General features: G+C 64.9%; 20 protein-coding genes, 1 tRNA gene and 1 pseudogene. 14 read left to right on the top strand and 8 right to left on the bottom strand.

All coding sequences use genetic code 11. The annotated features are described in order from the left end of the window. The first annotated feature begins 114 nt into the window (after nt 1–114). Both RMO25_RS00795 and RMO25_RS00790 read left to right on the top strand, forming a co-directional pair. Nucleotides 115–191 (top strand) — tRNA-Met (locus tag RMO25_RS00795). 93 nt (nt 192–284) lie between these two features. Then, entirely contained in the window at nt 285–1,328 is a 1,044-nt protein-coding gene (locus RMO25_RS00790) for a rod shape-determining protein (RefSeq protein ID WP_309660692.1), read from the top strand. Here RMO25_RS00790 and RMO25_RS00785 read toward each other — a convergent pair whose 3' ends face one another. Then, nucleotides 1,329–1,601, bottom strand: a complete 273-nt coding sequence (locus tag RMO25_RS00785; protein WP_309660691.1) for a PilZ domain-containing protein — start codon at nt 1,599–1,601, stop codon at nt 1,329–1,331. A 113-nt stretch (nt 1,602–1,714) separates the two neighbouring features. Between RMO25_RS00785 and RMO25_RS00780 the strand changes: the two genes are divergently transcribed. From RMO25_RS00780 to RMO25_RS00765, 4 genes are read left to right on the top strand one after another with little or no spacing between them, the layout of a single operon-like run. Further along, entirely contained in the window at nt 1,715–5,221 is a 3,507-nt protein-coding gene (locus RMO25_RS00780) for a hydantoinase B/oxoprolinase family protein (RefSeq protein WP_309660690.1), read from the top strand. Further along, a complete protein-coding gene (locus tag RMO25_RS00775; protein WP_309660689.1) occupies nt 5,218–5,892 on the top strand; it encodes a DUF969 domain-containing protein in 675 nt (224 codons plus the stop codon). Before RMO25_RS00780 ends, RMO25_RS00775 begins: the two co-directional genes overlap by 4 nt. Then, the gene (locus RMO25_RS00770; protein ID WP_309660688.1) at nt 5,889–6,842 is read left to right on the top strand and encodes a DUF979 domain-containing protein; all 954 of its coding nucleotides are present in this window, start codon (nt 5,889–5,891) and stop codon (nt 6,840–6,842) included. The genes RMO25_RS00775 and RMO25_RS00770 overlap by 4 nt, the downstream gene beginning before the upstream one ends. A gap of 14 nt (nt 6,843–6,856) precedes the next feature. Next, nucleotides 6,857–7,822 (top strand): DUF2891 domain-containing protein, encoded by a 966-nt coding sequence (locus RMO25_RS00765; RefSeq protein WP_309660798.1) that lies wholly within the window; start codon nt 6,857–6,859, stop codon nt 7,820–7,822. On the opposite strand, the gene RMO25_RS00760 is transcribed toward RMO25_RS00765, so the two are convergent. The 4 genes from RMO25_RS00760 to RMO25_RS00745 all read right to left on the bottom strand — a co-directional run bounded on the left by RMO25_RS00760 (nt 7,819) and on the right by RMO25_RS00745 (nt 9,157). Continuing rightward, entirely contained in the window at nt 7,819–8,124 is a 306-nt protein-coding gene (locus RMO25_RS00760) for a hypothetical protein (RefSeq protein WP_309660687.1), read from the bottom strand. The two genes, RMO25_RS00765 and RMO25_RS00760, sit on opposite strands and share 4 nt — an antisense overlap. A gap of 29 nt (nt 8,125–8,153) precedes the next feature. Beyond that, a complete protein-coding gene (locus tag RMO25_RS00755) occupies nt 8,154–8,387 on the bottom strand; it encodes a WGxxGxxG family protein (protein ID WP_309660686.1) in 234 nt (77 codons plus the stop codon). Between the two features lie 206 nt (nt 8,388–8,593). After that, nucleotides 8,594–8,902 carry a hypothetical protein gene (locus RMO25_RS00750; protein WP_309660685.1) on the bottom strand — a complete coding sequence of 103 codons (309 nt, stop codon included), beginning with the start codon at nt 8,900–8,902 and terminating at the stop codon, nt 8,594–8,596. Nucleotides 8,903–8,926: 24 nt separating this feature from the next. Next, nucleotides 8,927–9,157 (bottom strand): hypothetical protein, encoded by a 231-nt coding sequence (locus tag RMO25_RS00745; protein WP_309660684.1) that lies wholly within the window; start codon nt 9,155–9,157, stop codon nt 8,927–8,929. 366 nt (nt 9,158–9,523) lie between these two features. Here RMO25_RS00745 and proS point away from each other — a divergent pair, with 366 nt between their 5' ends. The 6 genes from proS (at nt 9,524) to dnaE (ending at nt 17,999) form a co-directional block, all read left to right on the top strand. Further along, nucleotides 9,524–10,846, top strand: coding sequence for a proline--tRNA ligase (gene proS / locus RMO25_RS00740; RefSeq protein WP_309660683.1), 1,323 nt, complete (start codon nt 9,524–9,526; stop codon nt 10,844–10,846). Nucleotides 10,847–10,949: 103 nt separating this feature from the next. Beyond that, nucleotides 10,950–12,200 carry a lipoprotein-releasing ABC transporter permease subunit gene (locus tag RMO25_RS00735; RefSeq protein ID WP_309660682.1) on the top strand — a complete coding sequence of 417 codons (1,251 nt, stop codon included), beginning with the start codon at nt 10,950–10,952 and terminating at the stop codon, nt 12,198–12,200. Then, nucleotides 12,193–12,867 carry an ABC transporter ATP-binding protein gene (locus RMO25_RS00730; RefSeq protein ID WP_309660681.1) on the top strand — a complete coding sequence of 225 codons (675 nt, stop codon included), beginning with the start codon at nt 12,193–12,195 and terminating at the stop codon, nt 12,865–12,867. Before RMO25_RS00735 ends, RMO25_RS00730 begins: the two co-directional genes overlap by 8 nt. 36 nt (nt 12,868–12,903) lie before the next feature. Beyond that, entirely contained in the window at nt 12,904–13,800 is an 897-nt protein-coding gene (locus RMO25_RS00725) for a hypothetical protein (RefSeq protein WP_309660680.1), read from the top strand. Nucleotides 13,801–13,900: 100 nt separating this feature from the next. After that, nucleotides 13,901–14,461: a hypothetical protein gene (locus RMO25_RS00720; protein WP_309660679.1), complete on the top strand. Its 561-nt coding sequence runs from the start codon at nt 13,901–13,903 to the stop codon at nt 14,459–14,461. A 70-nt stretch (nt 14,462–14,531) separates the two neighbouring features. Further along, entirely contained in the window at nt 14,532–17,999 is a 3,468-nt protein-coding gene (gene dnaE / locus RMO25_RS00715; RefSeq protein WP_309660678.1) for a DNA polymerase III subunit alpha, read from the top strand. Between the two features lie 248 nt (nt 18,000–18,247). On the opposite strand, the pseudogene mtgA reads toward dnaE, so the two are convergent. Further along, nucleotides 18,248–18,946: pseudogene (mtgA, locus tag RMO25_RS00710) on the bottom strand (monofunctional biosynthetic peptidoglycan transglycosylase); the annotation flags it as partial. Between the two features lie 114 nt (nt 18,947–19,060). On the opposite strand from mtgA, the gene alaS reads away from it, so the two are divergent. After that, nucleotides 19,061–21,754: an alanine--tRNA ligase gene (alaS, locus tag RMO25_RS00705; protein ID WP_309660677.1), complete on the top strand. Its 2,694-nt coding sequence runs from the start codon at nt 19,061–19,063 to the stop codon at nt 21,752–21,754. Here the strand turns inward: alaS and RMO25_RS00700 are convergent. Then, a complete protein-coding gene (locus tag RMO25_RS00700) occupies nt 21,751–23,514 on the bottom strand; it encodes a cation:proton antiporter (RefSeq protein WP_309660676.1) in 1,764 nt (587 codons plus the stop codon). The two genes, alaS and RMO25_RS00700, sit on opposite strands and share 4 nt — an antisense overlap. A 65-nt stretch (nt 23,515–23,579) precedes the next feature. Between RMO25_RS00700 and RMO25_RS00695 the strand changes: the two genes are divergently transcribed. After that, nucleotides 23,580–24,791 carry an FAD-dependent oxidoreductase gene (locus tag RMO25_RS00695; protein WP_309660675.1) on the top strand — a complete coding sequence of 404 codons (1,212 nt, stop codon included), beginning with the start codon at nt 23,580–23,582 and terminating at the stop codon, nt 24,789–24,791. On the opposite strand, the gene RMO25_RS00690 is transcribed toward RMO25_RS00695, so the two are convergent. Further along, entirely contained in the window at nt 24,772–25,992 is a 1,221-nt protein-coding gene (locus RMO25_RS00690) for an NADP-dependent isocitrate dehydrogenase (RefSeq protein WP_309660674.1), read from the bottom strand. The two genes, RMO25_RS00695 and RMO25_RS00690, sit on opposite strands and share 20 nt — an antisense overlap. Nucleotides 25,993–26,034 lie beyond the last annotated feature (42 nt).

The following is a 26,034-nucleotide window of genomic DNA, read 5'->3' as shown; positions in this document are numbered from 1 at the left end:
TCGCGTTGACCGGCTTGACGACGCCACCTATATCCGCCGCCGTTCCCGCTTGGGCGGTAGCAAGATATTGCCCTTGGTGAAATCCGCGGTTTTGCTCGGTTTGGACAAGAATGGGGCGGAGTAGCTCAGCTGGTTAGAGCAGCGGAATCATAATCCGCGTGTCGGGGGTTCAAGTCCCTCCTCCGCTACCACACCCTGGTCACACGCCACGGGTGGTTTACGAAAACCGCAACTCATTGCGCCCCTGAGTCGTTGCGGGCTCGGAAGGAATATTCCGGCACCCTATGGCCCTACCGCGCTTTTTGAATTTCGCGTCTCGCGCCCTCGCGATCGACCTTGGTACCGCTAATACCGTGGTCTACCTCGCCGGCCGTGGAATCGTGATTAGCGAGCCGTCGGTGGTGGCGATGGAAACGCACAATGGCGTCCGGCGAGTGCGCGCCGTCGGTGCTGGCGCCAAGCTGATGATGGGCAAGACGCCCGATTCCATTAACACCATCCGGCCCTTGCGCAACGGCGTCATCGCCGACCTCGAAGTCGCCGAGCAGATGATCAAATATTTCGTCGAGAAAGCGCAGGGTGGCCGCAGCCGCTTTTCGCGCGGGGTCGAGATTGTGCTGTGCGTGCCATCGGGGTCGACCTCGGTCGAGCGCCGCGCGATCCGCGATGCCGCCTCCCACGCCGGCGCCAGCCAGGTGTGGCTGATCGACGAGCCAATGGCGGCGGCGATCGGCGCCGGCTTGCCGGTGACCGAGCCGATCGGGTCGATGATCGTCGATATTGGCGGTGGCACCACCGAAGTCGGCGTGATTTCGTTGCGCGGCCTCGCCTACAGCCAGTCCGCCCGCGTCGGCGGTGACAAGATGGACGAAGCCATCACATCCTATGTGCGGCGCAACTATAATCTGCTGATCGGCGAAGCGACCGCCGAGCGGGTCAAGCATGAAATCGGCACGGTCAAAGCGCCGCCCGAAGGCACCGGCCTGATCGCGCACGTCCGCGGGCGTGATGTGGCGCGGGGCGTGCCGACCGAGATTAGCTTGAACCAGGCCGAGATCGCCGAGGCATTAGCCGAGCCAGTCGCGCGCATCGTTCACGTCGTTCGAGTCGCGCTCGAGCGCTGCCAGCCGGAAATCGCCGCCGACATCATCGATGAAGGCATCACCATGAGCGGCGGCGGATCATTGCTGCGCGATATCGCGACCTTGCTCGCCGACGAGACCGGCTTGCCGGTGAAAATCGCGGAAAACCCGATGAGCTGCGTCGCCTTGGGCGCCGGCAGCGCGCTCGAAGATCCGGATTACCGCGGCGCGCTGCACCCGGTTTGATCAAACTGGGTCGGGGCTGAGCGGGATCGAGCTGACGAAGCGCGCGCCGGCTCGGTTCATGAACGACCAGCGGATTTGCGCCGAGAGCATGCCGACGCGCGGGATCTTCAGCCGGATTTGCTCGCCGATCTTGAAAGCACCCGACAAGCAGCAGCCTTCGAGCGATAGATCGGTAACGCTGGACGTGACAACTTCGCCGCCGTCCCGAGTAACGGCGGCTTCGAGCCGCACAGCATGACGCGGCCGGCGTTCAGGCCAAATTCCACTTTTCATCGTCCACGCAGCACAAATTAACCTCCAGGAATTGACGGAAGTTTGACGCACATGGTTAAGGCGCTTGCGAAAATGCGCATTGAGGGTGCTTGCCGCATTTGCTCTTAGGGTGTGTGACCCGAGTCTGGACCTTTGCGATCGACCGCGGCGGCACCTTCACCGACATCGTCGCGTCGTCATCGGATGGTCGCCGCCGGGTCGAGAAATTGTTGTCCGAGAATCCTCATCATTATTCAGATGCCGCGGTCGAAGGGATTCGCCGGGTGCTCGAAGCCGAAGGCGGCACGATGGGCGAAGTCCGCATGGGGACCACGGTCGCAACCAACGCCTTGCTCGAACGCAAGGGTGAACGGCTGGCCCTGGCGATCACGCGGGGTTTCGGCGACGCGCTCAGGATCGGCTACCAGGCGCGACCGGAAATCTTCGCACGCCACATCGTGCTGCCTTCGATGCTCTACGAAACCGTGGTTGAAATCGACGAGCGGGTCGGCGCCGATGGCGACGTTTCGACGCCGCTTGACGAGACGGCTGCCCGGTCCGCGCTCGAACCAATCCGCGCCGACGGCATCGACGCGCTGGCCATCGTCCTGATGCACGGCTGGGCGTTTCCCGACCATGAGGCGAGACTGGCGCGGATCGCCCGCGACATCGGTTTCGCGCAGGTATCGGTCAGCCATGAAGTCGCGCCGCTGATCAAGCTCATCAGCCGCGGCGACACCACCGTGGTGGATGCGTACCTGTCGCCGGTTCTGCGTCGCTACGTCCAGCGGGTGGCGAGCGGGCTGGGAAGGGGCAACCGACTGCACTTCATGCAATCGAACGGCGGCCTGGCCGAGGCACGCTCGTTCCGCGGCAAGGACGCCATCCTGTCGGGACCAGCCGGCGGCGTGGTCGGCATGGTCGCGGGCAGCGCGGCGCACGGTGGCGAGAAGCTGATCGGCTTCGACATGGGTGGCACCTCGACCGACGTTTCGCACTTCGCCGGGCGTTTCGAGCTCATTGACGAGAGCGTCGTCGCCGGCGTGCGCATCCGCGCGCCGATGATGCAGATCCACACCGTCGCGGCAGGGGGCGGGTCGGTCTGCCGATTCGACGGCATGCGTTTCCGCGTCGGGCCGGAATCGGCGGGGGCGCAGCCGGGGCCGGCTTGTTATCGCAATGGGGGACCGCTGACGGTCACTGACTGTAACCTGTTCCTGGACCGGATCGTGCCCGAGCGGTTCCCAGCGGTATTCGGGCCGGGCGGTGACCAACCACTAGACCCAGACGCGTCACGGGCGAGGCTCGAAGAGGTGGCGACGGCGCTCGGCAGCGGGCTGACGCTAGCGAAGATCGCCGAGGGCTTCCTGGAAATCGCGGTCGACAATATGGCTGCCGCCATCCGCAAAATATCGATCGCGCGCGGCCATGACGTCAGCCGCTACGCGCTCGCCTGCTTCGGCGGTGCCGGAGGCCAGCACGCCTGCCGGGTAGCCGATGCTCTGGGCATGGAGCGCATCCTGATCCACCCGCTCGCCGGCGTGCTGTCGGCCTACGGTATCGGCCTCGCGGATGTGAAAGCAATCCGCGAGCAAAGCTGGCTCAAGCCGCTGGACGAGGATTTTGGCGAAGCACTCCGCATTCTTGAAGCGGCGGCGCGCGGCGCGCTCATCGAGCAAAGTATCGAGCCCGATCGCATCGGCATTCACCGCCGCGCCCGATTGCGCATGCCGGGGAGCGACATGACGATTGAGGTCGAGATCGAACCGATTGCAGCTATGCGAGCGAAGTTCCAGGCGGTGCACCGCCAGCGCTTCGGTTATGTCGAGGAACAAGCGGAACCAGTGATCGATGCGCTGGCGGTCGAAGCAGTCTCCTCCTCGGAACAGCGAGGGGGACCAGTGCAGCTGGTGGAGGGGGCTGGCCAGGTTACGGAAGGTCCGGCGCTGATCTTCGACGCAACCTCGACGATCGTCGTCGAGCCAGGCTGGAGCGCGGTCCGCGCCGGTGACGGCACACTGATTCTGACCCGCACCACGCCGCTCCAACGCAGTAAGGCGATCGGCACCGACGTCGATCCGGTCCGCCTCGAGATATTCAACAATCTCTTAATGGCGATTGCCGAGGAGATGGGTGTCGCGCTCCAGTCGACCGCGACCTCGGTCAATATCAAGGAGCGGTTCGATTTCTCCTGCGCTTTGTTCGACGCGGGCGGAGCGCTGATCGCCAACGCACCGCACATCCCGGTGCATTTGGGCTCGATGGGCGAAAGCATTCGGACGATTCTCGACAGTCGGGGCCCAGATAATCGTGGAAGGGGCCGGGACGGGCGCGGCATCCGGCGCGGCGACGCTTATGTGCTCAACGACCCCTATCGCGGCGGCACCCATCTGCCCGACATCACGGTGATTGTGCCGGTGTTCTACGCCGACTCAGACGAAGCGCCGTCGGCCTTCGTGGCCGCACGCGGTCATCATGCCGACATCGGCGGGATCGCGCCGGGATCGATGCCGCCCGACAGCCGCACGATCGAGGAAGAAGGCGTCCTGATCGACAATGCATTGCTGGTCGACGAGGGTCATTTCCGTGAGGCCGAGATTCGCGCGTTGCTTGCAGCGGCCCGTTTTCCGGCGCGCAATCCCGACCGCAACCTGTCCGACCTGCGCGCCCAACTGGCCGCCTGCGTCCACGGCGCCGGGGCGCTGGTTGGCACCGTCAAGGACTATGGCGCCGACGTCGTAGCGGCTTACATGGGCCATGTGCTCGCCAATGCCGAGGAGTCGGTGCGGCGGCTCCTGGACCGGCTCGACGATGGAGCGTTCGATTATGCGATGGACAATGGCGCCCACGTCTCGGTCGCGATTACGATCGACAAGCCGGCTCGCTCCGCGACTTTCGATTTCACCGGCACCAGCGCCCAGCTCCCCGACAATTTCAACGCGCCGTTCTCGATCGCCCGCGCCGCTTCGCTCTATGTCGTGCGCACCTTGATCGACGACGCCATCCCGATGAATGACGGCTGCCTGCGGCCGATCACGTTGGTCATTCCCGACGGATCGATGCTGAGCCCGGCTTTCCCCGCGGCCGTGGTCGCCGGCAATGTCGAGACCAGCCAGGTCGTCACCGACGCTTTGTTTGCCGCCACCGGCCGGCTCGCGCCAAGCCAGGGGACGATGAACAATTTCACCTTCGGCAACGACCAGCACCAATATTATGAGACTATCGCCGGCGGGTCGGGCGCCGGCCCTGACCATGACGGCACCGATGCCGTGCAGACCCACATGACCAACAGCCGCCTGACCGACCCTGAAATCCTCGAAACGCGGCTGCCGGTTCGGCTCGACACCTTCGCCATCCGCCGCGGCTCGGGCGGCGGGGGCGCGCATCGGGGTGGGGACGGGGTCATTCGCCGAGTGACCTTCCTCGAACCGATGCGCGCCAACATCCTTGCCAATCGCCGCCGGGTGGCGCCGCGCGGCCTCGCCGGTGGCGGCGATGCCGCAGCAGGCCGAAACTGGGTCGAGCGCGCCGACGGCAGCGTCGAAATGCTCAGCGCCACCGCCTCGGCCGACGTCGAGCCCGGTGACGCCTTCATCATCGAAACGCCCGGCGGCGGCGGTTACGGGAAAGCAGGCGCATGACCCATTACTGGCCGCTGCTCGGCATCGCTTTGGTCGTCCTAGGCTTCGCACTTAAGTTCAACCCGATGCTGGTTGTCACCGCCGCGGCGATCGTCACCGGCCTGTTGGGCGGCATGGACCTGGTCCATGTCATTGCGACCTTCGGCAAGGCGTTCAACGACAACCGCATCATCGCCATCGTCTGGATCGTGCTTCCGGTCATCGGCCTGCTCGAACGTTACGGCTTGCAGCAGCGCGCAGCGGCACTGATCCGCGGCTTCAAGAACGCCACGACCGGGCGATTGCTGATCCTCTATTTGCTCTACCGGCAGATCACTTCGGCAATTGGCTTGCAATCGACCGCCGGCCACCCGCAGACGGTGCGGCCCCTGGTCGCGCCGATGGCGCTTGCGGCGGCCGAAAAGCAGCACGGCGAGCTCGACGAGGAGACGGCGGAAACGGTCAAGGCCTACGCCGCCGCGACCGACAATGTCGGCCTGTTCTTCGGTGAGGACATCTTCATCGCCATCGGCTCGATCGTCCTCATCCAGCAGACCCTGGCGACTTACGGTTATAGCCTAGCGCCGCTCGAGCTCGCGGTGTGGTCGATCCCGACCGCGATCTGCGCGTTTCTGATCCATGGGCTCCGGCTGCTGCTGCTCGACCGCCGCCTCAGGAAGCCCGCGCCATGATCACGCTCCATTGGCTCTATGCGCTCGCCGGGGCGATGTTTGCGGCGTTTGCTGTGCTGTCCGCCTTCGACCGCACCAACCCCAAGCATTTCGGCAATGCCGCGTTCTGGGCGCTGATGGCGATGAGCTTGCTCGCCGGCGACTGGATCGGCGATTTCGCCAACGGCTTGCTGGTCCTCGGCCTCGCGGGTCTCGCCGGGCTCGGCTTGATCGGCCGCAGTCATCCCCCAACAACCTCTGACGCGGAGCGTCAAACATGGTCCAACCAGCTCGGCAACAAGCTTTTTCTGCCGGCGTTGATCATCCCGATCACCGCGCTGGTTGGCACATTGCTGTACAATTATACGCCGCTGGGCAGCCACGGCTGGATTGAGGCAAAACGCGAGACTTACGTCTTTCTTGGCCTCGGCGTCCTGCTGGCAGTGGCGACCATCTTCATCTGGCTCAGGCCGCCCATCCTGGCGCCGCTACAGGAAGGCCGCCGCTTGATCGACGCGATTGGCTGGGCGGCGGTCCTGCCGCAGATGCTCGCGGCGCTGGGCGTTGTTTTCGCCGCCGCCGGCGTCGGCACCATCATCGGCGAAATGGCGCAGGCGATCATCCCGCACGGCAACGTCTTTGTGACGGTCGTCGTGTTCGGGCTCGGCATGGCGATGTTCACGATCATCATGGGCAATGCCTTCGCTGCCTTCCCGGTGATGGCGGCGGCGATCGGCGTACCGCTCTTGATCCAGGGCTATGGCGGCAATCCCGCGGTGGTCGGCGCGGTGGGCATGCTGGCGGGCTTTTGCGGGACGCTGATGACGCCGATGGCCGCCAACTTCAATCTGGTCCCGGCGGCGCTGCTGGAATTGAAGGACCAATATGGCGTGATCCGGGTGCAAGTCGCTACCGCGCTGCCGTTGCTGGCGATTAACATTTTGATCATTTACTTCGCCGGCTTCCGGTGACGCTCGATCAGGCCATGGCCGAGCGGTTCGCCGGCATCGCGCTTGGTCACGTCACCAAGGAATATCCGCACAAGCTCGATCATGTCCTGCACAGCGACGCCTACGCGCAGACGCCGCGCGCCTTGCACCCAGTCTTCTACGGCAGTTTCGACTGGCATAGCTGCGTGCACGGTTGGTGGACGCTGCTCACCTTGCGGCGGCGGTTCCCGAACATGTCGATGGCGCAGGATATTTCCGCGCTCGCCGATGCCAGCTTCACGGCGGAAAAACTGGCCGCCGAACTCGCCTATCTCGACCGGCCGCTGTCGGCAGGGTTCGAGCGGCCGTATGGCTGGGCGTGGCTGCTATCGCTGCACCTCGAGGCGTCACGGCACGATTCGCCCTGGGCGGCGCAACTGGAGCCGCTCGCGGGCGCGTTCGCCGACCGGCTGCGCCATTATCTCGATATTCTGACTTACCCAATCCGCGTCGGCACCCATTTCAACACTACGTTCGCGCTGATCCTGTCGCTCGAATGGGCCGAGCAATTCGACATTCCACTCGCTGGGTTGATCCGCGACCGCGCCCGGCATTGGTTCGGCGCCGACCGCGATTGTCAGGCATGGGAGCCGGGCGGCGACGAGTTCCTGTCATCGGCGTTGACCGAGGCTCTGTGCATGGCGCGAGTGCTCCCGCCCGCCGAATTCGAGCGCTGGTTCGCGGCGTTCCTGCCGCGCCTGCTGGACCGGGAGCCCGCGACCCTATTCACGCCGGCCACGGTCAGCGACCGCAGCGACGGCAAGATCGCCCATCTCGACGGCCTGAACCTCAGCCGCGCTTGGGGCTGGCGAGCAATTGCTCCGTTGCTTTCACCTGGCAGCGCCGAGCTTGCCCGCGACGCCAGCCTTGAACATTTGGCCGCCGCCATGCCGCAAGTCGCCGGCGATTATGCCGGGGAGCATTGGCTGGCGACTTTTGCGCTGCTGGCGCTGCTGGCTTAGCCGCGGCGGCGGCCGAGCAGTCCGATCAGGCCGACCAAGCCGATGACGCCCCATGGGAACGGGCGGCTCGGCGGAGCCGGCGCCGGCATTGCAGCCGCATCATTGGCCATGGCGGTTTCGGCTGGCGGAGCCATGTCGCTGACCGCATTAGCATCGGCCGCCGCCATATTCGCGTCCGCCGGGGCGGGCGCCACGATATTGGCGGCATCGGCGGCCATCGCGGCGTTATTGTCCTGTGCCAGCGCCGGTATGGGCGCGGCCGCAACGCCTGCGGCAAGCATCATGGCGATGAAAATTCGCATATCCTGTTTCCTCCAGTTCGAAGCCGGGCTTAGTCGAGGTTGGATGGGTGATAGCTGTCGTCGGGATGGCTGGTGCGCAGCCCGAACAGGCCAATCAGCCCAAACAGCCCGAGCAGATCCCACGGCAGCGGGTCATCCTGATGCGCCATGCGTTGCTGGGTTTCGGTGGGTATCCCGCCTTTGTCCTGCGCTTTTTGGGCGAGGGCGGGGGTGCTTGTCGCAGAGACCATGAGCAAGGCCGCGACCATCAGCTTGGTGCGCATATCCAACCTCCTGTTCGCGATCGCGCGGGGTAAGGAAGGTGCGAAATCGCCAACGGAAATAGATGTCATCCATTCCGTCGCCGAACGCGTCTGCCACATTCAGGGCAATTGCAAGTCCGCAGCGATGCGCGCGCGGTTTGCCGGCACAAAAAACGCCCGGATCGACTGGCGACCCGGGCGTCTTGCCTGACAATGATTGGTCGGAACTAGGCCCGTTTGCGCCCCATCAGGCCGACCAGTCCGAGCAGTCCGAGCACGCCCCAGGGGAAGCCGCTTGGCTTGGCTGGCGCGGGCTCGGTTGCCATTTCGACCGGCTGATCCATGGCCGGTGCCGCGCCCATGTCGTTGGACATCATGGTGGGATCGGCCGCCATATTGTCGGTGGCGACCGCCATGTCGTTGCTCGCCGGCGCCGCGACCGCGGCCGCGTTCACAGTGTTATCAGTGCCTTGGGCAGCGGCCGGTGTGGCGGCAGTCAGCGCAATGGCAATCATCAACGGAAAAGTGGTCCGCATCTCAATGCTCCTTATGAAAATAGTTCAAATGGGATCGTCCGTGTAACCGTCATTGTCGCTGGCGCGCCAAAGGCCGAAGGCGCCGGCAAGGCCGAACAGTCCAAGCACATTCCACAATGTATCGTAATCCAGTGCCCGACCGTTGCGTTGCTGCGTTTCGGTCTGAACGCCGCCGTCGTTGCCGACCTGGGCGGCCGCGGGCGAACCGAAGAAGATCGCCGCCGCGACAATCACTGCTTTGCGTCGATGGTGCATTGTTCCCTCCTGTGCTGACAGAATTAGCGGCCAATTGGGCGCGTGCATAGCCAATTAGAGGCGGTTGAAAAAGCAAACGCCCGGACCGTTGCCGATCCGCCTTGCCTGCCGGACAAATGCAAACGCCCGGACCGTTGCCGGTCCGGGCGTCCTTGCGTGACGATTGCTCGTCAGCCCCCTTGAACCGAAACGCTAGTCCGTGTTTCGTTGATTTGTCACCTACCTTGTTCCCTCCAAACAGTTTTTGTGCACCGGCTGTGGCGGTCGAGCCACAGCGCCCAGGGACGTCGTCCGCATTGCCTTGGCCACCCCACCACCGTAGGGGAGGCGGCCCATCAACGACCCCAGCCGGAAGGCATTCAGACTTTGCGCGTTTCCCGCTGTTTCCTCCCGGTCCTCAAGGAAAGCCCGGCCGACGCCCAGATCGTCAGCCACAAACTGATGCTGCGCGCCGGCCTGGTCCGCCAGACCGCGGCCGGGATCTACGCCTGGCTGCCGATCGGCTTTCGAGTCTTGAAGAAGATCGAACAAATCGTCCGCGAGGAGCAGGACCGCGCCGGCGCGCAGGAAATGCTGATGCCGACCATCCAGTCGGCCGATTTGTGGAAGGAGAGCGGCCGCTACGACGCCTACGGCCCCGAAATGCTGCGCATCAAGGACCGTCACGACCGCGAGATGCTGTACGGCCCGACCAATGAGGAAATGCTGACCGCGATCGTCCGCGACGATTTGAAAAGCTACCGCGACCTGCCGCGCAATCTCTATCACATCCAGTGGAAGTTCCGCGACGAGGTCCGCCCGCGGTTCGGAGTCATGCGCGGCCGCGAATTCCTGATGAAGGATGCTTACTCGTTCGACCTGGACGAGGAGGGCGCGCGGCTCAGCTACTACCGGCAATTGCTCGCTTATCTGCGCACCTTCCAGCGGATGGGCATCCAGGCGGTGCCGATGAAAGCCGATTCAGGGCCGATTGGCGGCGATCTCAGCCACGAATTCATCGTCCTTGCCCCGACCGGGGAGAGCGAAGTCTTCTACGACGCGGCGTTCGAAGCGATCGACTGGAACCAGAAGCATCTCGATTATACCGACGAAGCCGGGCTCCACGGCTTGTTCGCGCAAGTCAGCGCGACCTACGCCGCGACCGACGAGACCCACGACGAAGCGCGCTGGGCGGAACTGCCCGAAGAGCGGCGCCGCACCGGCCGCGGCATCGAAGTCGGCCACATCTTTTATTTCGGTGATAAATATTCGGCGGCGATGGGGCTCAAAGTCTCTGGCCAGGACGGCAATATGGTGACGCCGATGATGGGCAGCTACGGCATCGGCGTGTCGCGCCTGGTCGGGGCGATCATCGAAGCCAGCCACGACGACGCTGGCATCGTCTGGCCAGAGGAAGTCGCACCGTGGCAAGTGGGTCTGGTCACCATGCGGGCCGATGATGCAACGAGTGTCGATGTCGCCGAGGACCTTTATGCCCGCCTGACAGCCGCCGGGGTCGAAACGCTCTACGACGACCGCGACGAGCGGGGCGGGGTCAAATTGGGCTCGATGGACCTGATCGGCCTGCCGTGGCAGGTGATCATCGGTCCGCGTGGGCTCGCTCACGGCGTCGTCGAACTCAAGAACCGGCGCACCGGCGAGAAGATCGAGATTTCGCCCGACGCGGTGGTCGGGCGCCTGACGTCATGATTTGCCCTGTCATTGCGAGGAGCGATATCGACGTGGCAATCCAGCCAGGACAAGAAACTGGATTGCCGCGCTTCGCTCGCAATGACGGTTTAAGAAAGCCGTCATGATCCTCAACCGCTACGAGCGCATGATCGCCCGCCGCTATCTGTTGCCGGGCAAGGGCGAGGGCTTCATCTTCCTGGTCGCCGCGATCAGCCTCGCCGCGGTCGCTTTGGGCGTCGCCGCGTTGATCATCGTCATGAGCGTCATGAACGGCTTTCGCGCCGAGCTGTTCGACAAGATCGTCGGCTTGAACGGTCATGCGATCGTCCAGGGCTATGAGGGCCGCCTCGCCGACTGGCAGCAGATCGCCGATGTCGCCCGCAAGACGCCCGGGGTGACCTCCGCCTTGCCGTTGATCGAACAGCCGCTGATGGCTTCGACCAACGGCCGCGTCGAAGGCGTGCTGGTGCGCGGCATGCGGATGGAGGATTTGCGCGCCAACGCGACGATCAACGAAAACATCAAATCGGGCAACATGGCCTCGATCACCCCGGGCAGCGGCCGCATCGCGATCGGTTCCCGCCTGGCCGAGGAATTGGGCGCTTATCCCGGCAGTGAGATCAGCCTGATCAGCCCCGAAGGCCGCTCGACCGTGGTCGGCACGGTCCCGCGGATCGTCTCCTACACCGTCGGTGCGGTGTTCGAGGTCGGGGTCTATGATTACGACAAGGCATTCGTGATCATGCCGATGCAGGACGCGCAGTCGCTGCTGATGCTGGGCGATCAGGTCGGCATGATCGAAATCCAGTCAAACAACCCCGACAAGGTCGGCGAGATCCTGGCGCCATTGGAGCCCTATGTTCGCGGTCGCGGCATCATCGTCGACTGGCGGCAGATGAATGCGGCGCTGTTCGAAGCGCTCGAGGTCGAGCGGATCGCGATGTTCGTCGTCCTGTCGCTGATCGTGCTGGTGGCGGTGTTCAACATCCTGTCGTCGCTGATCATGCTTGTCCGCGCCAAGACCCGCGACATCGCCATCCTGCGCACCATGGGCGCCAGCCGGCGGGGCATGATGAAGGTGTTCGTCACCGTCGGCGTGACGATCGGCTCGCTGGGCATCGTCCTGGGCTTGATCCTGGGTGCGATTTTCCTGTTCTTCCGCCAGGGCGTGATCGACGCGATCCAGTTCCTGACCGGGCAGAATTTGTGGGACCCGTCGGTCCGCTTCTTGAGCGAATTGCCGTCCAAGACCGACCCGGTCGAAGTCACCGCGATCGTCCTCATCGCGCTCATTCTGTCCTTCCTCGCGACGCTCTATCCGGCGTGGAAGGCGGCCAGTACCGACCCCGTCCAGGTGCTCCGTTATGAGTGAGCCGGTCCTGCGCACCCAGGGGCTCAAGCGCAGCTTCACCCAGGGCGACGTCACCATCCACGTCCTTCGCGGCGTCGACCTCGAGGTCCAGCCGGGCGAAATCGTCGCGCTCCTCGGCCCGTCGGGCTCGGGCAAGTCGACCCTGCTGCAAGCGGTTGGCCTCCTCGAAGGCGGGTTTGAAGGCTCGATCCAGCTCGTCGGCCGCGAAGCGTCGGAGCTCGACAATGATGCCCGCACCGAGCTTCGCCGCGAGGCGCTGGGTTTCGTCTACCAGTTCCACCATTTGCTGCCCGATTTCGACGCGCGCGAGAATGTGATGTTGCCGGTGCTGATCAAAGGCGGCGACAAGGCGGCGGCGAAAGCCCGCGCCGAACAAGTGCTGAGCGCGCTCGGTCTCGCCGCCCGTCTCGATCATCGCCCGGCCAAGCTCTCTGGCGGCGAGCAGCAGCGGGTCGCGGTCGCCCGCGCGCTCGCCAACCGTCCACCGCTGGTGCTCGCCGACGAGCCCACCGGCAATCTCGACGAAGCCACCGCCGATGTGGTGTTTGCCGAATTCCTCAACCTCGTACGCGGTGAGGGCAGCGCGGCGCTGGTCGCCACCCACAACGAGCGCATCGCCGCCAAGATGGACCGAGTCCTCCGCCTCCACGACGGCAGATTGGAGTGAACGGACCCGACGCCGGATCGACGCGTTAGCGCCCCGATGAACCGTCTCAATCCGACCGCGATGACCTTGATCGGCGGCGTCCTTGTCCTGCTCTTGCTGCTGTTCGTTTTCACCCGCAGCGGGAATGAGAATTCGGACCGGCTGAGCGACGACCAGATTGCCGCGCGGGCCGCCGCGACTGACCCTGAGAAGGCGTGCGCGTCGCAGGCGACTTACGACCTCATCAAAGGCCAATTGTTCCGCAGCGCCGCTCAGCTTCGCGGGTCCGACCAGCCGGCGTTCGACAAGCTCGCCGCCGCGTCGGTGGCGCGGATGGACGCGCCGATGCTCAAGAGCCACGACGAGCAGCGTGGCGCGATCGCCTGTTCCGGCACGCTTTCGCTCGACCTGCCGCCGGGCGTCGCCGTGGTCGGTGGACGGCGCACGCTCAGCGCCGACATCGACTATACGCTGCAGGCGAGATTGGACGGCAACAGCGCGCTCACCCTGACCAACGCCGACGCGATTATTACGCCGTTATCGACGCTCGCCAAGGTTGGTACTCCGCTCGAGGATCCGCTCGCGCCCACCAATCAGGCGGACCCAATAGACGCACCGCCGTTCGTGGCCGAGCCGCTGCCAACTGAGCCGGCACCAGCGGCGCCGGCGCCCCGGGCGAGACCGAGCTTCAATTGCCAAAATGCACGCACCGCCGGTGAGATCGCCGTGTGTAACGACCCAGGATTGGCCGCGCTCGACCGACAGATGGGGGCCCAGTTCAACACAGCGGTTGCCGACGCCGATGCCGAACAGCGGATCGCCCTCCAGAACACGCGCGGGCGTTTCCTCGACTTTCGCGACCGCTGCCGTGCCGACGATTGCATTGCCGACGCCTATCGCGGCCGCATGAACGAGATTCGCGACATCATGGCCGGCCGCTGGCACGCGCCCTGAACCAGCAACTGGTTATTTGCATTCGCGCGAAACTGGATATTGGAAGATGCAGCCGCATGACGACAGTCATGTCTCCGTTGCCCGAGGATCAGGAGCGAAAGTGAAACTATCATCGAGGATACTGGCCATCGCGTCCGCCGCGGCGGTGATCGCCAGTCCGGCAAGCGCCCAAACTGCGCCCGCGCCCAGGGTTCCGCCGCCCCCGGCCTGCGCCGGACCCGAGCATCGGCAGTTCGATTTCTGGGCGGGCTATTGGGATGTCTATCCGACCGGCAAGCCCAAGCTGGTCGCGCACAGCCTGATCGAAAAACTGTATAGCGGCTGCGTGATTCGCGAGAATTGGATGCCGCTCAATCATCAGGACGGCGGCAGCCTCAACAATTACATGACCGAGGACAAGCGCTGGCACCAGACTTGGCTTGATGCGGGCAACGGTCGCATTGAATTCATCGGTGGACTGGTCAGCGGCAAGATGGTGTTGATGGGCTTCTGGCCGGGCGTGAACGGTCCTGGCCAGGACGCGCTGGTACGGATGAGCTACACGCCCAATGCCGACGGCTCGGTACGCCAGTTCGGCGAAGCTTCGAGCGACCACGGCCTGACCTGGCAGCCCAACTTCGACTTCACCTACAAGCCGAGCAAGGACCCGCCGCCCAAATAAGGGCTGAAGTAACTGTGGAAAACCGCTCTCGGTGGCTTCCTTCAACTGACATAAGCGCCATATTGGCGGCGTGACCGCGCCCTACGTTCCGCTTCGCAACTTGTCCTGCTTCACCATGCTCGAGGGAGCGATGGAGCCTAAGACGATTGCCGAGCGGGCAGCGGCATTGGATTTCCCGGCGATTGCGCTGGCCGACCGCAACGGCTTGTACGCGGCGATGCCGTTCAGCGATGCCTGCGCGGCCAAGGGTGTGCAGCCGATCATTGGCGCGATGCTGGCCATCGCCCGGCCAGCGGACGTTGGCGGCGGCGGGATGCTCGACTGGCTGCTGCTGCTGGCCAAGGACGATGACGGTTACGCCAACCTTTGCAAACTGGTCTCGCAAGCCCATCTCGACCGGCCACTGTCGGAGGAGCCGCATGTTGCTATGTCGGCGCTGGAAGGCGCCAGCGACGGCCTGATCGCGCTCACCGCCGGATCGGAAGGTGCGCTCGCCCGGCTGATCGAGGGCGGCCAGGATAGCCAGGCGCGGCTCTATCTCGACCGGCTCCAGGTCCTGTTCCCCGATCGCTTGTACATCGAGCTCAGCCGCCGCGGTGACGCGATCGAGGATGCGGCCGAAGCGGCGCTGATCGAGCTCGCTTTTGCGCGCAACCTGCCGCTGGTCGCGACCAACCCCGCCGCTTACACCGACCCCAGTTTTCACGCCGCGCACGATGCCATGCTGTGCATCGCCAATTCGGCCTATCTCGAAAGCAACGACCGCGTCACCTCGTCGCCCGAAGCCTGGCTCAAGGACGGCGCGGCGATGGCCGAATTGTTCGCCGATGTCCCCGAGGCGATCGCCAACACCGCCGTCATCGCCCAACGCTGCGCTGTCGCCGCGCCGCAGCGCCAGCCGATCCTGCCGCGCCTGTCCGACGACGAGGACGAGACGCTGCGCCGCGACGCCCACGCCGGCCTGGACGAACGGATGGCCGGCCGCACCCCCGAGGACCGGCAGCGCTACGGCGAGCGGCTCGATTTTGAGCTCGATGTGATCACCGGCATGGGCTTTGCCGGCTATTTCCTGATCGTCGCCGACTTCATCAAATGGGCCAAGGGCGAGGGCATCCCGGTCGGGCCGGGCCGCGGTTCCGGTGCTGGTTCGGTCGTCGCCTGGGCGCTGACCATCACCGACCTCGACCCGATCGCCTTGAACCTATTGTTCGAGCGCTTCCTCAACCCCGAACGCGTGTCGATGCCCGATTTCGACATCGATTTCTGCGAAACCCACCGCGACGAAGTGATTGCCTACGTCCAGCGCAAATACGGCCGCGACCGGGTGGCCCAGATCATCACCTTCGGGCGCCTGAAAGCCCGCGCCGTCTTGAAAGACACCGGCCGCGTGCTGCAGATGAGCTACGGCCAGGTCGACCGCCTCGCCAAGCTGATCCCCAACCACCCGACCGAGCCCTGGGATCTCAAGCGGGCGCTGAACGGCGTCACCGAGCTCGCCGCCGAATATCGCGACGATGCCGACGTCCGCCGGCTGTTCGATCTGGCGATGAAGCTCGAAGGCCTGCCGCGCCATGCGTCGACCCATGCCGCCGGCGTGGTCATCGGTGACCGCCGGCTCGACGAATTGGTGCCGCTGTACCGCGATCCGCGCTCCGACATGCCGGTCACCCAGTTCGACATGAAATATGTCGAGGCGGCGGGGCTGGTGAAGTTCGATTTCCTCGGCCTGAAGACTTTGTCGGTGTTGAAGCGGGCGCGGGAAATGCTCGCCGCGCAGGGCGTCAACGTCGATCTCGACGCGCTCGCCTGGGACGATCCAGACGTCTACGAACTGCTCCAGCGCGGCGACACCGTCGGCGTCTTCCAGCTGGAATCCGAAGGCATGCGGCGGACCCTGTCGGCGGTCCGCCCGACCGCGTTCGGCGACATCATCGCGCTGGTCGCGCTCTACCGTCCCGGCCCGATGGACAATATCGGCATGTTCGGCGACCGCAAGAACGGCCGCGTCGCGCTCGCCACGCCGCATCCCTTGCTCGAAGAGTTGCTTAGCGAGACCTATGGCATCTTCGTTTACCAGGAGCAGGTGATGGAGGCGGCCAAGGTGCTCGCCGGCTACAGCCTCGGCGAGGCCGATTTGCTGCGCCGCGCGATGGGCAAAAAAATTCAGAGCGAAATGAACGCGCAGCGCGCCGGTTTTGTCGCGGGATGTGAACGATTGAACGGCATCCTGCCCACCAAGGCCAACGAATTGTTCGATCTCATCGACAAGTTCGCCGGCTATGGTTTTAACAAGAGCCACGCCGCCGGCTACGCGCTGATCGCTTATCAGACCGCCTGGCTCAAAACCCATCACCGGGCGGAATTCTACGCCGCGTCGATGAGCTTCGACATGGCCCAGACCGACAAGCTCGCTTTGTTCGTCGAGGACATGCGCCGCGCCGGCGTCGATTGCCTGCCGCCCGACATCAACGCCAGCCGCGCCGATTTCACGGTGGCCACTGTGTCAAATGGGGGCGAGGCGGTGCGCTACGCTCTGGGGGCGCTCAAAGGCGTCGGCGAAAAAGCGATGGAATCGCTGGTCGCCGAGCGCGAGGCAGAAGGACCGTTCGCCAGCTTGGAGGATTTCGCCGCGCGGATCGACCCGCGCCTGCTTAACAAGCGTCAGATCGAGAGCCTGGTCGGCGCCGGCGCGTTCGATACGATCGTTCCCGACCGCCCGGCGCTTTACGCCGCCGCCGAAACATTGCTCGCCCACGCGATCAGCGCCGCCGACGAACGATCGAGCGGGCAGGCGGCGCTGTTCGGCGGCGATGCCCATGCCGGCGTCGCCCCGATCCGCCTGCCGCGCGATGCCAGCTGGACGATCGCCCAGCGGATGGCCGCCGAGCATGACTCGTTCGGTTTCTATTTTTCCGCCCACCCGGTCGACGCGCAGAAGCATTTGCTCGCCGCGCACAAGGTCCGGACCTTCGCCGAGCTGGCCTCGATCCCGGTCCCGAGCGACGGCGGCCGCTCGTCGGCGATGATGGCTGGGCTGGTCGAGGACGCGCGCTGGCGCACTTCGGCCAAGGGGCGGCGGTATTTGATGGCGACGTTGAGCGACGCGTCGGGCCAATATTTCGCCACCGCCTTCGACGATGAACCCTCCGCGGCGCTGGAAGCCGCGGCGAAATCGGGCGGCTGCGGGCTGATGACCGTCGAACTCGACCGCCGCCCGGGCGACGAAGTGCCGCGCGTGGCCGTCAAGCGTTTCCAGCCATTGGCGGACCTGGCCAAGCGCACCCGATTGGAAATGATCGTCCGCGTGCCCGACACCGACGCGGTGCTGCGCCTGACCCGCGAGCTGACCGGCGCCGACGGCGGCACCGGCGCCATCCGCGTCATCGTCCAGCGGGAAGGGGGCGGCGACGCGACCATCCTGATTGGCCGCGACTATGTCCTCGACGCCGAACTCGCGGCGCGGATCGCGCGCATCACCGGCGACGGCACCGTCGACTTGTCGGTCCAGGAACCGCCGAAACTCGCCCTGGTCGGCTAAAGGCCGTTTTCGGGTTGCTGCTCGGTTGGCGGGGTCTCGGGTGCGGCCGTTTCCGGCACCGTCGCGGGCCCTGCGCCATTGGCCGACGGTTCCGGTAACACCGGCACGTCGGATCCCGCCGGCAGCTCCGACACCGCATTCTCGAGCGGCGGCAGCGGCTGCGCGGTCTCATACTCCTCGCCCGGCAGCTTGGCCGGGGCCTTGCTTGGCGGCGGGGTCTTGTTCACCGGCGCGGTCGTGCCCTGGTAGACGCAGGCGTCGAGCCCGTCGCGCCCGACGACCCCGATCCGCGCCGCGATGGTGCCGCCATAGCGCCGTGTGAAGCCCTTGGGCGCCACCGCGCCGCGTTTCTTGGGCAGCGGCAGGACCGCCGCGATCCGCGCCGCCTCGATGGCGCTCATCGCGCTCGCGTCATGGCCGAAATAGCGCTGCGACCCGGCGTTGACGCCATAGGTGCCGATGCCGGTCTCGGCGAGGTTGAGATAGACTTCCATGATCCGCTGCTTGGGCCACAGCGCCTCTTCGAGCACGGTGAACCAGGCTTCGAAGCCCTTGCGGACATAGCCGCCGCCTTGCCACAGGAAGGCGTTCTTGGCGGTCTGCTGGCTGATCGTCGATCCGCCGCGAATCCGCCCGCCCGACGCGTTGCGCTGCATCGCATCCTCGATCGCTTCATAATCGAAGCCGTTGTGGCTGCAGAATTTGCTGTCCTCGCCGGCGATCGCCGCGCGCACCATGTCGCGGTCGATTTCCTTGATGCTCATCCAGTCCTTGGTCACGCCGCGCCCGGCCAGCACGTCGCCCAGCATGGTCACGGTGATCGGCGGATTGATGAAGCGGTAAGCCAGCACCCACAGGACCGAGCCGATCAGGAAGGCCAGCACCAGCTTGATGATCCAGCCGAATATCCGCGCGGGCAGGGACCGCTGGCGCCGTCGTCTGTACATGGGGATGGTGGACTTGGGACGTTTCGCCATGGCCGCGCACTAGCGGCGGCTCTTGAACCGTGCAAACCCGCCCCGCCTTGCCGCGGTGCAGCATCGCATTTACATCGCCTGCATATGACCTCGACCAACGACATCCGCCGCGGGTTTCTCGATTTCTTCGAGCGGGAAGGGCACCGGCGCGTGCCGTCGGCGCCTTTGGTCCCGCACAACGACCCGACATTGATGTTCGTCAACGCCGGTATGGTGCCGTTCAAGAACGTCTTTATCGGCCTGGAATCGCGGCCTTATTCGAGTGCCGTCAGCTCGCAAAAGTGCGTCCGCGCCGGGGGCAAACACAACGACCTCGACAATGTCGGTTACACCGCCCGCCACCACACCTTTTTCGAAATGCTCGGCAATTTTGCGTTCGGCGACTATTTCAAGGACCGCGCTATCGAACTGGCGTGGAATTTGCTGACCAAGGAATGGGGGCTCGCCGCCGACAAGCTGACGGTCACCGTTTATCACACCGACGACCAGGCGTTCGACCTGTGGCGCAAAATCGCGGGCCTGCCCGAGCACCGCATCATCCGCATCGCCACCAAGGACAATTTCTGGGCGATGGGGCCGGACGGGCCGAGCGGGCCGTGCTCGGAGATTTTCTACGACCATGGCGACCATCTCGCCGGCGGGCCGCCGGGATCGCCGGACGAGGATGGCGACCGCTTCGTCGAGATCTGGAACCTCGTGTTCATGCAGTTCCTGCAGGAAAACGATAAAATCGTTAGCGATCTGCCCAAGCCGCAGATCGATACCGGCATGGGGCTCGAGCGCATCGCCGCGGTGCTGCAGGGCGTCCACGACAATTATGACACCGATACTTTCAAGGTGCTGATCCACGCCAGCGAGGAACTGACCCGGACCAAAGCGCAAGGCGAGCAGCAGGCGTCGCACCGCGTTATCGCCGATCATCTCCGCGCCTCGGGCTTCCTCGTCGCCGACGGCGTCCTGCCGGCCAATGAGGGCCGGGGCTATGTCCTGCGTCGGATCATGCGCCGGGCGATGCGCCACGCGCATTTGCTGGGCGCGAAGGAGCCGCTGATGCACCGCCTGGTGCCAGCGTTGGTGGCCGAAATGGGCGCCGCTTCCCCCGAATTGGTCCGCGCCCAGCCGCTGATCGAGGCGACGCTGGCGCAGGAGGAGACCCAGTTCCGCCGCACTCTGGTCAACGGCTTGCGGCTGCTCGACGAAGAGGTTTCCAATCTCACGAATTACCTCGGCGCAAACTGGTTGAAGGAGAAGATGCCTCCACCGGTATTTCCTGGCGAAGTAGCCTTTAAGTTATATGACACCTTTGGTTTCCCCTACGACCTCACCGAGGATGCATTGCGGATGCGTGGCCTCGCCGTCGATCGCGCCGGGTTCGACACCGCCATGGCCGCGCAGAAGGCCGCCGCGCGCGCCGCGTGGAAGGGCTCGGGCGACCGCGCTTCCGACGACATCTGGTTCGACCTTGCCGAAGCGCATGGCAGCACCGAATTCACCGGCTTCTCGGGCGACGAGGCCGAGGGCGTGGCGCTGGCGATCGTCAAGGATGGCAAGCCGGTCGACAGCGCCAAAATCGGCGAAACGGTGCAGGTCTTGCTCAACCAGACGCCGTTCTACGGCGAGAGCGGCGGGCAGGTCGGAGACGCCGGAAAACTGACTGCACTCAACGGCTTCAAAGGCAATGTTGAGGACACATCGAAGCCGCTAGGCCGCCTCCACGCGTTGCTGACCAAGGTAGTAAAAGGAAGCCTCAAAGTCGGCGACACACTGCATCAAAACGTGGACTCGGACCGCCGCGACCGGATTCGCGCCAACCATAGCGCGACTCACTTGCTCCACGCCGCGCTGCGCCATCGCCTCGGCGATCACGTCACCCAGAAAGGCAGTCTGGTCGCGCCGGATCATTTTCGCTTCGATTTCTCGCACCCCACGGCGCTGTCGCGCGCCGACATCGCCGCGGTCGAGGCCGACGTAAATGCCCAGATTCGCGCCAACCAGCCGGTGACGACACGGTTGATGACTCCGGATGAGGCGATTGCCGCCGGCGCGATGGCACTGTTCGGCGAGAAATACGGCGATGAAGTCCGCGTCCTGTCGATGGGCCGCGACGCCGAGACCGATTATTCGGTTGAGCTGTGCGGCGGCACCCACGTCCGCGCGCTGGGCGACATCCAATTGCTCAAGATTATCAGCGAAAGCGCTGTTTCGTCCGGCGTAAGGCGCATCGAAGCCCTTACCGGCGAAGCGGCGCGGCAATGGCTGGGCGAGCGCGATGCCAAGCTCCGCGAAGCCGCGGCCACGCTCAAGGCGTCGCCCGACGAAGTGCCAGCCCGGGTCTTGGCCCTGGTCGAAGACCGCAAGCGGCTTGAGCGCGAACTGGCCGACGCCAAGAAGGCGCTGGCGATGGGAGGTGGATCGGCGAAGTCGGAGGCTGAAGCGCCCGAGCAGGTCGGCGGCCATGCCTTCCTCGGCCAAGTGGTCGAGGGGCTTGATCCCAAGGACTTGCGCGCCGCGGTCGACACGATGAAGCAGCGCCTCGGTTCGGGGGTTGCGGCCTTGGTCGCCGTCAACGACGGCCGCGCCAGCGTCGCCGTCGGGGTCACCGACGACCTTGCCAAGCAAGTCAGCGCGGTTGAACTGGTCAAGGCGGCTGTGGCGGCGCTGGGCGGGCAGGGCGGCGGCGGCCGTCCCGACATGGCCCAAGGCGGCGGGCCGGACGGCGCGAAGGCGGAAGACGCCGTCGCCGCTGTCCGTAACGCGCTGGAACAGGTGGCGGCTTAAGTCGGCGGAGAGGAGTCTCGCAGCTTCCGGCGCCCGAGCTTCGGCTCCACATCCAGCTCGGCCTCCTGCTTTATCTCGGCCCTCAACTGGCTGCGTTTTTCGTGGATGCTGGCGATCACCGGACCCATCGCCAGGCCGATGTCGACCAGCACCGCCTCGGACAGTTGTAGCGACGCTTCGACGGTCTCGGGCACGGCGTCGGTCACGCCGGCCTTGTAGAGCATCGCGGCGTGGGCGGTGTCGCGGGCGCGGGCGATGATCGCGAGGTTGGGCCATGATTTGCGCACCCGCCGCGCGAGGCGCGCCACCAGCACCGGATCGTCCATCGTCAGCACCAGCGCGGCCGCATGGCCGAGGTGCAGTTTGTCGACCAATTCGCCACGCGCGACATCGCCGAACAACACATGGAACCCGGCTTCGCGCGCGGCCATCACCGCGTCGATGTCGCTTTCGACCGCGAGATACGTCCGCTTGTGCTCGGCAAGCATGGTCGCGACCATTTGCCCGACGCGGCCGAAGCCGAAGATCACGGTGCGGCCTTTCGCCTCGCTTTCCAGAACCGGTTCGGGCGCGCGGCGATCGACGCCTCGCGCCGCCAGCTTGCCGACGGTGGCGAGCAGCGGCGTAATCGTCAGCCCGACCGCGGTCACCGCCTGCCAGAAAGTTGCCGTGTCTGCTGAGATCGCACCCGACGCAGCCGCCGCACCGAGCAGGATCAGCGTCGTTTCCGACGGTGAGGCCATCAGCAGTCCAGTCTCCGCCGCCATGCCGAGCCGCGACCCGCTAAGCCTGAGCAACAGCGCGGTCACGGCCGCTTTGATCACCAGCACCGCGACCAAGGCAGCGAGCAGCTGCGGCCACATCGCGGCAAGCGCATGGAAATCGATCCGCATGCCGACGGTGATGAGGAAAATGCCGAGCGCCAAACCCCGGAATGGCGCGGTAACCACCTCGACTTCGCTGCGATACTCGGTCTCGGCGATCAGCACGCCGGCGATCAATGCGCCGAGGATCGGCGACAGCCCGACCGCGCCGGTCGCCATGCTCGCCAGGATCACGACGAGCAGGCTGACGGCGAGGAAAAGTTCGGGGCTTTTGGTCCGTGCCGCCTGCGCAAACAGCGGCGGCAGCAGCAGCCGGCCCGCGACCAGCATTCCGGCGATGACCAGCGCACCCTTCCAGACGACGTCGGCCAGGCCTTGAGCTGCGCCCGCCCCGGCGCTGCCGAGCAGGAACAACAGCGGCACCAGCGCCAAATCCTCGAACAGCAGCATCGCGAACGCGGCCTTGCCGACCGGCGACGTGGTACCGGCAATCGGCAACACCAGCGCGGTCGACGACATCGCCAGCGCGAAGCCGAGGACAATGGCGCTGGTTGACGCCGTGCCGGTGACGATTAGCCCGCCACCGATCAGCAAAGCCCCGAGGAACAGTTCGGCGGCGCCGACCCCGAACACCGCCTTGCGCATCGCCACCAACCGCCGGAAACTCAGCTCCAGCCCGATCGAAAACAGCAAGAGGACGATGCCTAGTTCGGCGTAGGGCTCGATCGCCGCGCGGTCGCTGATCGTCAGTACGCTGAGCCAGGGATGGCTTGGCGCCAGGCCGCCGAGTCCGAATGGGCCGGCGATCATGCCGACGACAATGAAGCCGATCACCGGCGAAATTCTGAGCCGCGCAAAGGCCGGGATGACGATCCCCGCCGCGCCGAGGATGACCAGCGCGTCGCGCAATCCGGTGCCGCTGATCTCGCCCGCCATGCGCCAGCTTAAGCAGGCAAGGCGCGGCTTGTCACGGTGCGCCTATCCGCATTAGGGCTGACGTCATGACGCCAGATGCCGACCTGATTATCGTTGGCGGTGGGCCGGCCGGGGTGATGGCCGGCCTGTTGTTTGCACGGGCTGGCTGCAGCGTTCGGATCCTCGAGAAACATGCCGATTTCTTCCGCGATTTCCGCGGCGACACGGTCCACCCGTCGACCATGGAAATCCTCGACCAACTGGGGATGTTGCAGCGTTTTTTGAGCCGTGCCCATAACCGGCTGAATTCGGCGGAGCTGAGGATGGCGGGCCGGACCTACACCATCGGCGACCTGTCGCACCTCAACACGCCAGCTCCGTTCATCGCCATGATGCCGCAGTGGGATTTCCTCGATTTCCTGCGCGACGAAGCCAAGGCGTTCCCGGGTTTCCAGGTCGACATGGAAGCGTCGGTCGCAAGCTTCATCGAGGACCAGGGCAGGGTGAACGGCGTCCGCCTCGCCGACGGGGAAGAGCTGCGCGCTCCGCTGACCATTGCCGCCGACGGCCGCGCGTCGATTGTCCGCGGCGCCATGCTACCGGTCGAGGATCTCGGCGCGCCGATGGACGTCTTCTGGTTCCGGGTCGGCAAACGCGAAGACGAAAGCGGCGGATTGCGCGGCAATGTCGCGCGTGGGCGGCTGCTGGTGATGATCGATCGCGGCGATTATTGGCAGTGCGCGTTTCTGATCCCCAAGGGCATGGCCGCGCAATATCAGGCGCGAGGGATCGCGGCGATCCGCGAAGAAGTGGCGGCGGCGGCGCCGGAAATCGACCTCGCCGAGCTCGACGATATTTCCGACCTCCATTTGCTCAGCGTGAAGGTCGACCGGTTGACCCGCTGGCACCGGCCCGGGCTGCTGGCGATCGGCGACGCCGCCCACGCCATGTCGCCGATCGGCGGCATCGGCATCAATTTGGCGGTCCAGGACGCGGTCGCCTCCGCGAACATCCTTGGCGGCCCGCTGGTGCGTGGTGAGTTGGTCGATGGATTGCTCAGCAAAGTGCAGGAACGGCGGATGTTTCCCACCCGGGTCATTCAGGCGGCGCAGGTCATCGCCCAGGATCGCATCATCGGCCGCCTGTTGAAGCCCGGACCGCCGCTGACCAAGGCGCCACTCCTCGTCCGCTTGCTCAACCGCTTCCCGCTACTGCGCCGCATCCCCGGCCGGCTCATCGGCCTTGGCGTCAGGCGCGAACGGGTTCGGTCTCCTGAAGCTAGCCGGCGCTCCCCATAGCCGCTTCCAAATTGGTGCGGATGGCTTCGAAGAATTGCTCGGTGGTCATCCATGGCTGCTGCGGACCGACGAGGATCGCCAGATCCTTGGTCATGTGGCCCGCCTCGACCGTCTCGATGCACACCCGCTCGAGCGTCTCGGCGAAACCGACGACGTCGGGCGTATCGTCGAATTTGCCGCGGTATTTCAGGCCGCCAGTCCAGGCGAAGATCGAGGCAATCGGGTTGGTCGAAGTCGCCTTGCCTTCCTGATGCATGCGATAGTGGCGGGTGACCGTGCCGTGCGCCGCTTCGGCCTCAATGGTCTTGCCGTCGGGTGACATCAGCACCGAGGTCATCAGCCCAAGGCTGCCGAAGCCTTGCGCGACCTGGTCCGACTGGACGTCGCCGTCGTAATTCTTGCAGGCCCAGACGAATTTGCCGCTCCATTTGAGGGCGGAGGCGACCATGTCGTCGATCAGCCGGTGCTGATATTCGATCTTTGCTTCCGCGAATTTGTCTTTGAATTCGCTATCGAAAACTTCCTGGAAGATATCCTTGAAGCGGCCGTCATAGGCCTTGAGAATGGTGTTCTTGGTCGACAAATAGACCGGCCATTTGCGGTTCCAGCCGTAGGTCAAGCAGGCGCGGGCGAATTCGCGGATTGAATCGTCGAGGTTGTACATGCCCATCGCGACGCCGGCGGACGGGTAATCGAATACTTCATGCTCGATGATTTGGCCGTCGTCGCCAACCCATTTCATCGTCAATTTGCCCTTGCCGGGGATGAGGAAATCGGTGGCTTTATATTGGTCGGCAAAAGCATGGCGGCCGATGACGATTGGGTCGGTCCAGCCGGGGATCAGCCGGGGAATGTTGGAAATCACGATCGGTTCGCGAAATACCACGCCGCCGAGGATATTGCGGATCGTGCCGTTGGGCGACTTCCACATTTTCTTGAGGCTGAATTCCTTCACCCGGGCTTCGTCTGGTGTGATGGTCGCGCATTTTACCCCGACGCCATATTGCTTGATCGCTTCGGCGGCCTCGACCGTGATGGTGTCGTCGGTCTCGTCGCGCTTTTCGATGCCGAGGTCGAAATAGATGAGGTCGACGTCGAGATAGGGCAGGATCAGCCGCTCGCGGATCCATTGCCAGATGATCCTGGTCATTTCGTCGCCGTCGAGCTCGACGAGCGGGGTCTTCACCTTGATCTTGGTCATGCGTTTGCCTGTTCCCGAAAGGATCGCGGGCGCCTTAGGACG

This window comes from Sphingomonas sp., assembly GCF_031361285.1.
Taxonomy (GTDB): Bacteria; Pseudomonadota; Alphaproteobacteria; order Sphingomonadales; family Sphingomonadaceae; genus Sphingomicrobium.
The sequence above is the reverse complement of the archived record's forward strand: the minus strand, read 5'-3'. Positions and strand labels throughout refer to the sequence as shown.

Bases quoted from the DNA above. Each gene is read 5' to 3' on its own strand.
- RMO25_RS00790 (WP_309660692.1), top strand. From the start codon at position 285: ATGGCCCTACCGCGCTTTTTGAATTTCGCGTCTCGCGCCCTCGCGATC.
- RMO25_RS00785 (WP_309660691.1), bottom strand. From the start codon at position 1,601: ATGAAAAGTGGAATTTGGCCTGAACGCCGGCCGCGTCATGCTGTGCGG.
- RMO25_RS00775 (WP_309660689.1), top strand. From the start codon at position 5,218: ATGACCCATTACTGGCCGCTGCTCGGCATCGCTTTGGTCGTCCTAGGC.
- RMO25_RS00770 (WP_309660688.1), top strand. From the start codon at position 5,889: ATGATCACGCTCCATTGGCTCTATGCGCTCGCCGGGGCGATGTTTGCG.
- RMO25_RS00765 (WP_309660798.1), top strand. From the start codon at position 6,857: ATGGCCGAGCGGTTCGCCGGCATCGCGCTTGGTCACGTCACCAAGGAA.
- RMO25_RS00760 (WP_309660687.1), bottom strand. From the start codon at position 8,124: ATGCGAATTTTCATCGCCATGATGCTTGCCGCAGGCGTTGCGGCCGCG.
- RMO25_RS00755 (WP_309660686.1), bottom strand. From the start codon at position 8,387: ATGCGCACCAAGCTGATGGTCGCGGCCTTGCTCATGGTCTCTGCGACA.
- RMO25_RS00750 (WP_309660685.1), bottom strand. From the start codon at position 8,902: ATGCGGACCACTTTTCCGTTGATGATTGCCATTGCGCTGACTGCCGCC.
- RMO25_RS00745 (WP_309660684.1), bottom strand. From the start codon at position 9,157: ATGCACCATCGACGCAAAGCAGTGATTGTCGCGGCGGCGATCTTCTTC.
- RMO25_RS00735 (WP_309660682.1), top strand. From the start codon at position 10,950: ATGATCCTCAACCGCTACGAGCGCATGATCGCCCGCCGCTATCTGTTG.
- RMO25_RS00730 (WP_309660681.1), top strand. From the start codon at position 12,193: ATGAGTGAGCCGGTCCTGCGCACCCAGGGGCTCAAGCGCAGCTTCACC.
- RMO25_RS00725 (WP_309660680.1), top strand. From the start codon at position 12,904: ATGAACCGTCTCAATCCGACCGCGATGACCTTGATCGGCGGCGTCCTT.
- alaS (WP_309660677.1), top strand. From the start codon at position 19,061: ATGACCTCGACCAACGACATCCGCCGCGGGTTTCTCGATTTCTTCGAG.
- RMO25_RS00700 (WP_309660676.1), bottom strand. From the start codon at position 23,514: ATGGCGGGCGAGATCAGCGGCACCGGATTGCGCGACGCGCTGGTCATC.
- RMO25_RS00695 (WP_309660675.1), top strand. From the start codon at position 23,580: ATGACGCCAGATGCCGACCTGATTATCGTTGGCGGTGGGCCGGCCGGG.
- RMO25_RS00690 (WP_309660674.1), bottom strand. From the start codon at position 25,992: ATGACCAAGATCAAGGTGAAGACCCCGCTCGTCGAGCTCGACGGCGAC.